This is a genomic window from Streptomyces sp. MMG1533 (assembly GCF_001279775.1).
Classification (GTDB): Bacteria; Actinomycetota; Actinomycetes; order Streptomycetales; family Streptomycetaceae; genus Streptomyces.
In genome coordinates this window covers 1-9,633 of record NZ_LGDG01000086.1, presented here as the reverse complement: position 1 = coordinate 9,633, position 9,633 = coordinate 1, and the positions used below count along the sequence as shown (strand labels likewise).

Sequence of the window (9,633 nt, the reverse complement as noted above, 5' to 3'; positions counted from 1 at the left end):
GGGTTGGGGCGGGGTGTTCTCGCCCCCGCCGCCCTTACCCGTCCCATCCCCAGGGGCGCTGCCCCTTCGACCCCGCCAGGGGCTCCGCCCCTGGACCCCGGCGGGGACTGCGTCCCCTGCACCCCTCGCGGGCTGCACCCTGCTCCCCGGGGGCTCCGCCCCCGACCCGCTTCGCCCCGAAGGGCCTCGTCCTCAGAGCTCGGGCGGGCTGAAAACAGCCGGACCGTGCTCTGCCTGCAGCTGATGGCATGACACCGGGCGGTCCGGGGGTTTCGCGACCGTGCGGGGCCGGGCGGGGCGAGGGGGGGAGCCGGGGTGTAGGGGACCCGCATGAGATGGCGTTCTCCGTCCCTGTGCAGAACGTCAAAGTTCCACCCCCGGTTTTGTACACATACGGCTCATGACGGGCCCCCTGTAGGGAGCGATAGCCTTGGTGGCGTGATCAGCGCGATATCTCGCGGGGGCATCGTCGCCCCCGCCTTGCGCCCGGGGAGCACGGAGTACATCCGTGGTCGGGCGGCGGTCGCTGGTCTTCGCGGGCGGGACGGGGGCGCAAGGGCCCCCAGGACGCCGTACCCACCCCGGAAGCACGCGCCGCAGAGAGCAGCGTCACACCCTTCCGGCGTGTCGAGAATGGCTGATAACCCCCCGCTCATCTCGCCTTGCGGCATAGCGTCGGAGCAGACCGGACACCCCGCGTCACGGCGTTACGTCACAGGGGAAGAGACCGTACTTCCACCTACGTCACGCAACGGCGCGCGACAGGAGCCAGAGGACAATGCAGACCAAGCTGGACGAAGCCAAGGCCGAGCTGCTCGAGAGGGCCGCCCGGGTAGCTGAGAACAGCCCGGTCGGGGGGCACCTACCGACCGGGACGACGGACGAGAGCACCCCGGATCGGGACACTGTGCTCGCGTTCCTCCAGCGCTACTACCTGCACACCGCCCCGGAGGACCTCGCCGACCGCGACCCGGTCGACATCTTCGGCGCCGCACTCTCGCACTACCGGCTGGCCGAGAACCGCCCGCAGGGCACGGCCAACGTGCGGGTCCACACGCCCACCGTGGAAGGGAACGGGTGGACCTGCAGTCATTCGGTTGTCGAGGTTGTCACCGATGACATGCCCTTCCTCGTCGACTCCGTCACCAACGAGCTGACTCGGCAGGGTCGCGGGATTCACGTCGTCATTCACCCGCAGGTCATCGTGCGGCGTGACGTCACCGGCAGGCTCATCGAGGTGGTCACCGCCCCTGTCGCCGGCGAGTTGCCGCACGACGCGCACATCGAGTCCTGGATCCATGTCGAGATCGACCGCGAGACCGACCGCGGCGACCTGAAGCAGATCAACTCCGACCTGCTGCGTGTCCTGTCCGACGTCCGCGAGGCCGTCGAGGACTGGGAGAAGATGCGGGACTCGGCGCTGCGCATGGCCGACGAACTGCCCAAGGAGCCCGTCGCCTCCGACCTGCGTGAGCAGGACATCGAGGAGGCGCGGGAGCTGCTGCGCTGGCTGTCCGCGGATCACTTCACGTTCCTCGGGTATCGGGAGTACCAGCTCAGGGAGGACGACTCCCTCGTTGCCGTGCCCGGGACCGGGCTCGGCATTCTGCGGTCCGATCCGCATCACGCCGGCGGGGACAGCCACCCCGTCAGCCCGTCCTTCGAGCGGCTGCCGGCGGACGCCCGGGCCAAGGCACGTGAGCACAAGCTCCTCGTTCTGACCAAGGCGAACAGCCGGGCGACCGTGCACCGGCCGTCGTATCTCGACTACATCGGCGTCAAGAAGTTCGACGCGGATGGCAACGTGGTGGGTGAGCGGCGCTTCCTCGGGCTGTTCTCGTCCGCCGCCTACACCGAGTCCGTGCGGCGGGTGCCCGTCATCCGGCGCAAGGTCGAAGAGGTGCTGGAGCGGGCCGGGTTCTCGCCCAACAGCCACGACGGGCGCGATCTGCTGCAGATCCTCGAGACCTATCCGCGTGACGAGCTCTTCCAGACCCCGCCCGACGAGTTGCAGTCCATCGTCACGTCCGTGCTCTACCTCCAGGAGCGGCGGCGGCTGCGGCTCTACCTGCGGCAGGACGAGTACGGGCGTTACTACTCCGCCCTCGTCTACCTGCCCCGCGACCGGTACACCACCGGCGTTCGGCTGCGGATCATCGACATCCTCAAGGAGGAACTCGGCGGTACCAGCGTCGACTTCACCGCCTGGAACACCGAGTCGATCCTCTCCCGGCTGCACTTCGTGGTCCGGGTCCCGCAGGGCACCGAACTGCCGCAACTGTCCGACGCCGACAAGGATCGCATCGAGGCACGGCTGGTGGAGGCCGCCAGGTCGTGGGCCGACGGGTTCGGTGAGGCGCTGAACGCCGAGTTCGGCGAGGAGCGCGCCGCCGAGCTGGTGCGCCGCTACGGCAACGCGATCCCCGAGGGCTACAAGGCCGACCACAACCCGCGCTCCGCGGTCGCCGACCTCGCGCAGCTCGAGAAGCTCACCGAGGAGAAGGGCTTCTCGCTCAGCCTGTACGAGCCCGTGGGCGCCGCCCCCGAGGAGCGCCGGTTCAAGATCTACCGCAAGGGTGAGTCCATCACCCTGTCGGCCGTGCTGCCCGTCCTCAACCGGCTCGGTGTCGAGGTCATGGACGAGCGGCCGTACGAACTGCGCTGCTCGGACCGGAGCGTGGCCTGGATCTACGACTTCGGGCTGCGCATGCCCCGGCCGAAGAGCGGGAGCGGCGACTACCTCGGTGACGACGGGCGCGAGCGCTTCCAGGAGGCCTTCGCCGCGACCTGGACCGGCCGGGCGGAGAACGACGGGTTCAACGCCCTCGTGCTGAGTGCCGGGTTGAACTGGCGGCAGGCGATGGTGCTGCGGGCGTACGCGAAGTACCTGCGGCAGGCGGGCTCGACGTTCAGCCAGGACTACATGGAGGACACCCTCCGCCACAACGTCCACACCACCCGGCTGCTGGTGTCGCTGTTCGAGGCGCGGATGTCGCCGGACCGGCAGCGTGCCGGGCACGAGCTCGTCGACGCACTGCTGGAGGAGCTCGACGCGGCTCTCGACCAGGTGGCCTCCCTCGACGAGGACCGGATCCTGCGGTCCTTCCTCACCGTCATCAAGGCGACCCTCAGGACGAACTTCTTCCAGGAGGCGGCGGGCGGCAAGCCGCACGACTACGTCTCCATGAAGTTCGACCCGCAGGCGATCCCCGATCTGCCGGCGCCGCGCCCGGCGTTCGAGATCTGGGTCTACTCGCCGCAGGTGGAGGGCGTGCACCTCCGGTTCGGAAAGGTCGCGCGAGGAGGGCTGCGCTGGTCCGACCGCAAGGAGGACTTCCGGACCGAGATCCTCGGCCTGGTCAAGGCGCAGATGGTGAAGAACACCGTCATCGTGCCGGTGGGCGCCAAGGGCGGCTTCGTCGCCAAGCAGCTGCCCGACCCGGCCGTCGACCGGGACGCGTGGCTGGCGGAGGGCATCCGCAGCTACAAGACCTTCATCTCGGCGCTGCTCGACATCACCGACAACATGGTCGCCGGTGAAGTGGTCCCGCCCGCCGACGTCGTCCGGCACGACGGGGACGACACCTACCTCGTCGTCGCCGCCGACAAGGGCACCGCGACCTTCTCCGACATCGCCAACGGGGTGGCGGAGACCTACAACTTCTGGCTCGGCGACGCCTTCGCCTCCGGCGGCTCCGCCGGATACGACCACAAGGGCATGGGCATCACCGCCCGCGGCGCCTGGGAGTCCGTCAAGCGGCACTTCCGCGAGCTGGACGTGAACACGCAGGCCGAGGACTTCACGGTCGTCGGCATCGGCGACATGTCCGGTGACGTGTTCGGCAACGGCATGCTGCTCTCCGAGCACATCCGCCTGGTCGCCGCCTTCGACCACCGGCACATCTTCATCGACCCGAAGCCCGACGCGGCCACCTCCTACGCCGAGCGCCGCCGCGTCTTCGAGCTGCCCCGTTCCAGCTGGGCGGACTACGACACCGCGCTCATCTCCACGGGCGGCGGCGTGTTCCCCCGTACCGCCAAGGCGATCCCGGTCAATGCCCACATCCGTGAGGCCCTCGGTATCGAGGACAAGGTGTCCAAGATGACGCCGGCCGACCTGATGAAGGCGATCCTCAAGGCGCCGGTGGACCTGCTGTGGAACGGCGGCATCGGGACGTACGTGAAGGCGAGCACCGAGACGCACGCGGACGTCGGCGACAAGGCCAACGACCCGATCCGCGTCGACGGCGCCGACCTGCGCGTCAGGGTCGTCGGCGAGGGCGGCAACCTGGGTCTCACCCAGCTCGGCCGGATCGAGTTCGCGCTGCACGGCGGCAAGATCAACACGGATGCCATCGACAACAGCGCGGGCGTGGACACCTCCGACCACGAGGTGAACATCAAGATCCTGCTCAACGGCCTGGTCGCGGACGGCGACATGACGATCAAGCAGCGCAACAAGCTGCTCGCCGAGATGACCGACGAGGTCGGCAGTCTGGTCCTGCGCAACAACTACGCGCAGAACACGGCCATCGCCAACGCGCTCGCCCAGTCCAAGGACATGCTCCACGCCCAGCAGCGGTACCTGCGCCATCTGGTGCGCGAGGGCCTGCTGGACCGGGCCCTGGAGTTCCTGCCCACGGACCGTCAGATCCGCGAACGCCTCGGCGCCGCACAGGGCCTGACCGGACCGGAGACGGCCGTCCTGCTGGCCTACACGAAGATCACGGTCGCCGAGGAGCTGCTGCACACCTCGCTGCCGGACGACCCGTATCTGCGCGGTCTGCTGCAGGCGTACTTCCCGAGCGCACTGCGCGAGAAGTTCGGGGAGCGCATCGACGGACACCCGCTGCACCGCGAGATCACCACGACCGTGCTGGTCAACGACACCGTCAACACGGGCGGTACGACCTACCTGCACCGGCTGCGCGAGGAGACCGGTGCCTCGCTGGAGGAGATCGTTCGGGCGCAGACCGCGGCCCGCGCGATCTTCCGCTCCGGTGTCGTGTGGGACGCGGTCGAGGCGCTCGACAACAAGGTCGAGGCCGCCGTCCAGACCCGGATCCGGCTGCACTCGCGGCGCCTGGTCGAGCGCGGTACGCGCTGGCTGCTCAACAACCGGCCGCAGCCGCTGCAGCTCGCCGAGACCGTCGACTTCTTCGGCGACCGGGTCGAGCAGGTGTGGGTGCAGCTGCCCAAGCTGCTGCGCGGGGCGGACCTGGAGTGGTACCAGAAGATCTACGACGAGCTGACGGGCGCCGGCGTTCCGGACGAGGTCGCCACCCGGGTGGCCGGGTTCTCCTCCGCCTTCCCGACGCTCGACATCGTCTCGGTGGCCGACCGTATGGGCCGGGACCCGATGGACGTCGCCGAGGTCTACTACGACCTTGGCGACCGGCTCCACATCACCCAGCTCATGGACCGCATCATCGAGCTGCCCCGCGCCGACCGCTGGCAGTCCATGGCCCGCGCCTCCATCCGTGAGGACCTGTACGCGGCCCACGCGGCCCTGACCGCGGACGTCCTCGCCGTCGGGAACGGCACCTCGACTCCCGAGCAGCGCTTCAAGGCGTGGCAGGAGAAGAACGCCCCGATCCTGAGCCGGGCGCGCACGACCCTGGACGAGATCCAGGGCTCGGAGACGTTCGACCTGGCGAACCTGTCCGTGGCCATGCGGACGATGCGGACGCTGCTGCGGACGCATTCGTAGGCCGTACGAGTATCAGGGCGCCCCGGGCCGAAATGGCTCGGGGCGCCCTTTCTCGGTGTGCCCAAGCCTTGTGAGGTGACCTCATCCGGTTCGGGCTGGTGCTGGTGGGGTTGGCTCAGGGCGCTTCTCGGTAGGTGGGCTGTTCGTTTCAGGGTTGGGTGGGCCAGGCGGCGTGCGGCGGGGCGTAGGAGGTTCGCCGTTAGGTCCACCGGCTGCCGGCGGATTTGTAGGCGGCCCGGGTCTCGGCCCTCGGAAGGTGAGGGGGCCAGGAGGACGGCTGCGTGGGGCGCGTGGCTCCGGTGGTCGATGCGGAGCCGGGGGTGGCGTACGCCTGAGAAGCCGTGCAGGGGGAGGAGGGCCCTCGACAGGTCCAGGCGGACGTGGCCCTCGAAGACGCCCGGGTGGAGGGTGGTGAGGCGGGGTGGTCAGGCGGTGTCTGCCGGGGGACAGGAGGAGGCCGGCCCGGTGGGGGCCGACCGGGAGGCTTCGGCCGGGGTCGTATGTGCGCGTGTTCGGCGATCGTGCGCGGGGTGCCCGGGGGCAGGCCGTCCTTGGCGTGGACGAAGTGCAGCCGGCGGCCGGACGCCCGTGTGACCCCCGCCGCGCGGGCCGCCGTGTCGTCGGTGCCGTCCGGCAGGGGCAGGACCAGCGTCCCGGGCAGCGCGCGCCTCGGCCGTCTCCCGGGCCCGGTCGCCGACCGCGGCCACGACCACCTCGACGCCCGGGAGGGGGACGGCGGCCAGGGAGTCGAGGAGTCCGGCGAGGTGTCCCTGCGTGTCCGGCTCGTGGACGATGACGCCGAGCTCGGGCATCGCGGTGGACTCCTTCGGCTTCGGCGGCTTCGCTCCGGACGCCCCCTATGCGGGCCATAGTGGCGGGGCGGTCGCGGTCGCGCCTCACGAGGGACCTCGCGGGGGCCTTACGAGGGGAGCGGCACCTTCGCCTGCGGCTTGGCCTTCGCCTGTGGCTTGGCCTTCGCCTTGTCCGGCCCGCCGGTGAACGCCTCGTACGCCTCCAGCACCTCGTCCGTCGGCCCGTCCATGCGCAACTCGCCGCGCTCCAGCCACAGCACGCGGTCGCAGGTGTCGCGGATCGACTTGTTGCTGTGGCTGACCAGGAACACCGTGCCCGCGTGCTTGCGCAGTTCGCGGATGCGGGCCTCGGAGCGCTTCTGGAAGGAACGGTCGCCCGTCGCCAGCGCCTCGTCGATGAGCAGGACGTCGTGGTCCTTGGCGGCGGCGATGGAGAAGCGCAGGCGGGCGGCCATGCCGGAGGAGTACGTCCGCATGGGGAGGGTGATGAAGTCGCCCTTCTCGTTGATGCCGGAGAAGTCGACGATCTCCTGGTAGCGCTCCTTGACCTGCTCGCGGGACATGCCCATGGCGAGGCCGCCGAGATGGACGTTGCGCTCGCCGGTCAGGTCGTTCATCAGGGCCGCGTTCACGCCGAGGAGGGAGGGCTGGCCGTCGGTGTGGATCCGGCCGTTTTCCACGGGAAGCAGGCCGGCTACCGCCTTGAGCAGGGTCGACTTGCCCGAGCCGTTGGTGCCGATCAGGCCGATCGCCTCGCCGCGGTACGCGACGAACGACACGTTCCTGACCGCGTGCACCGTGCGCACACCGGCTGCCCTCTCGGTCTTCTCGCGGCGCAGCATGCGGTTGAGGGCGGCGGTCGCGGAGCCGCGCCCGGCTCCGGTGCCGTTGACCCGGTAGACGATGTCGACGCCGTCGACGACGACGGTGGGGATCTTCTCGTCCGAGAGTCCCGAGAGTTCCGCGAATTCTGAGTGTTCCGGGAATTCCGAGTGTTCCGGGAATGTCGTGTTGTCAGCCACGGCCGTACGTCTCCTCAGCCTTCCAGAAGTAGATGAAGCCGCCGACCCCGGCGAACAGGGCCCAGCCCGTCGCGATCAGCCACACGTGGTGCGGCAGCTGGCTGGAGTGGAAGCTGTCGATCAGCGCGAAGCGCATCAGGTCGATGTAGACGGCGGCCGGGTTGGCCTGGAGGACGGGCGCGACCCAGGACGGCAGGTCGTTGTGCTTGCTGAGCAGGTGGTCGATGCTCCACATCACGCCCGAGACGTACATCCACGTGCGCAGGATGAACGGCATCAGCTGAGCGATGTCCGGCGTCTTCGCCCCCAGCCGGGCCATGACCATCGAGACGCCGGCGTTGAAGGTGAACTGGAGCAGCAGCACCGGGAAGGCCAGCAGCCAGGACGCGGAGACCGGCACGCCGAAGCAGAGCAGGATGACGACCAGGGCGGCCATCGAGAACAGCAGTTGCTGGAGCTGTTGCAGGCAGAAGGAGATCGGCAGCGCGGCCCGCGGGAAGTGCAGGGCCCGCACCAGGCCGAGGTTGCCGGAGATCGCGCGGGTGCCCGCCAGGATCGAGCTCTGGGTGAACGTCCAGATGAACACGCCCGTGACCAGGAACGGGATGTAGTCCGGCACGCCCTTCTTGGTGCCAAGCAGCACACCGAAGATGAAGAAGTACACCGCCGCGTTCAGCAGCGGGTTCATCACCTGCCAGACCTGGCCCAGCTTCGCCTGGCTGTACTGCGCGGTGAGCTTGGCGGTCGAGAACGCGCCGATGAAGTGACGCCGCGCCCACAGCTGGCGGACGTACTCGCGCAGGGAGGGGCGGGCGCCGCTGACCGAGAGGCCGTGGCGGGCGGCGAGGGCCGCGAGGTCGTCTTCGGCGGGTGCGGCCGCCGTCGTCGGGGGCGGTGTGTGGAGGACCTGGCTCACATCCGCTGCTTTCACTCGGGGGGTGGGTGCGTGCGGGGTGGGTCCGTTGCCCGGCGTTTCCTTACGCTTCTCTTCACGTTCTCTTACGTCGGGACGGGACCGTATCGTCGCAACGTGAGCGTAGGCCGATTCGACGTCGGAACGCAACCGTTTCGTCGTAACGCCCTATGCTGGTCCGTATGACGACGAACGCCGACGAGCCGCAGACCCGTCCGCGCCGCCGGGCCCCCGCCGGAGCCGCAGTGCTCCGCGAGGATGTGACGGAGGCCATCAGGGCGGCCGTCTTCGAGGAGCTCGCGGCCGTCGGCTACGCGCGGATGTCCATCGAGGGGATCGCGCGCCGGGCGGGCGTCGGCAAGACCGCGGTGTACCGCCGCTGGCGCTCCAAGCTGCACCTCGTCCTGGACGTCGTCTCGGCGATCGCGGTGATGGGCCTGCCGGTGCCGGACACCGGCTCGCTGGAGGGCGACCTGCGACTGCTGTACGAGGTGACCTCCCGCGCCCTGCGCCACCCCGTGGCCTCGCAGATCATCCCCGACCTCCAGGCCGAGGCGGCCCGCAACCCCGAGATCGCCGAGGCCCTGCAGAAGGCGCTGCGGGAGGGGCAGGAGGGCGTCGCCAGCAAGATCGTGGGGGCGGCGCGGCAGCGCGGGGAGGTCCGTGAGGGGCTCGACGAGGACCTGGCGCTGGACCTGATCTCGGGGCCGTTGTACTGGCGCTCGGTGGTGATCCGCAGCCCGAAGCTCCCGAAGGGGTATCTGGGGGCGCTGGCGCGGGCGACCGCGGAGGGGCTCAAGGCGTTGTGAGCCCTGGGGCCGGTGGGCGGGTCCCGTGCGACCCGTAGGAACATGGGTCCCATGAGACTCGTGATCGCCGAGGACAACGCCCTGTTGCGCGAGGGCCTCGTCCTCCTTCTGACGTCCGCCGGGCACGAGGTGGCGGCCGTCGTCGGCACCGGCCCCGAGGTCCTGCCCGCGCTGCTGGAGCACCGCCCGGACGTGGCCGTGCTGGACGTGCGGATGCCGCCCGGCTTCCGCGACGAGGGCCTGCGTGCCGCACTCGCCGCGCGCGAGCAGATTCCCGGGTTGCCGGTGCTGGTGCTCTCGCAGTACGTCGAGGAGTCGTACGCCGCCGAGCTGCTGGGTGGTGGGAGCAGCGGGGTCGGTTATCTGC

5 protein-coding genes and 1 pseudogene are annotated in these 9,633 nt (G+C 69.8%); 3 read left to right on the top strand and 3 right to left on the bottom strand.

What is annotated here, in order from left to right; genetic code table 11:
- Positions 1-778: 778 nt before the first annotated feature.
- Positions 779-5,710 (top strand): NAD-glutamate dehydrogenase, encoded by a 4,932-nt coding sequence (locus tag ADK57_RS11840; RefSeq protein ID WP_053749364.1) that lies wholly within the window; start codon positions 779-781, stop codon positions 5,708-5,710.
- 511 nt (positions 5,711-6,221) lie between these two features.
- Here ADK57_RS11840 and ADK57_RS51045 read toward each other — a convergent pair.
- From ADK57_RS51045 to ADK57_RS11825, 3 genes and pseudogenes are all read right to left on the bottom strand, one after another.
- A pseudogene (locus tag ADK57_RS51045) lies at positions 6,222-6,522 on the bottom strand (CDP-glycerol--poly(glycerophosphate) glycerophosphotransferase); the annotation flags it as partial.
- Between the two features lie 107 nt (positions 6,523-6,629).
- Complete coding sequence (locus tag ADK57_RS11830) at positions 6,630-7,457, bottom strand: ABC transporter ATP-binding protein (RefSeq protein WP_053749366.1); 828 nt, start codon at positions 7,455-7,457, stop codon at positions 6,630-6,632.
- A gap of 79 nt (positions 7,458-7,536) precedes the next feature.
- The gene (locus ADK57_RS11825) at positions 7,537-8,460 is read right to left on the bottom strand and encodes an ABC transporter permease (protein ID WP_053749362.1); all 924 of its coding nucleotides are present in this window, start codon (positions 8,458-8,460) and stop codon (positions 7,537-7,539) included.
- 179 nt (positions 8,461-8,639) lie between these two features.
- On the opposite strand from ADK57_RS11825, the gene ADK57_RS11820 reads away from it, so the two are divergent.
- Positions 8,640-9,266 carry a TetR/AcrR family transcriptional regulator gene (locus tag ADK57_RS11820; protein ID WP_053749365.1) on the top strand — a complete coding sequence of 209 codons (627 nt, stop codon included), beginning with the start codon at positions 8,640-8,642 and terminating at the stop codon, positions 9,264-9,266.
- Between the two features lie 51 nt (positions 9,267-9,317).
- Positions 9,318-9,633 (top strand): response regulator (locus ADK57_RS11815; protein ID WP_159050041.1); only part of this gene is annotated, 316 nt, incomplete at its 3' end.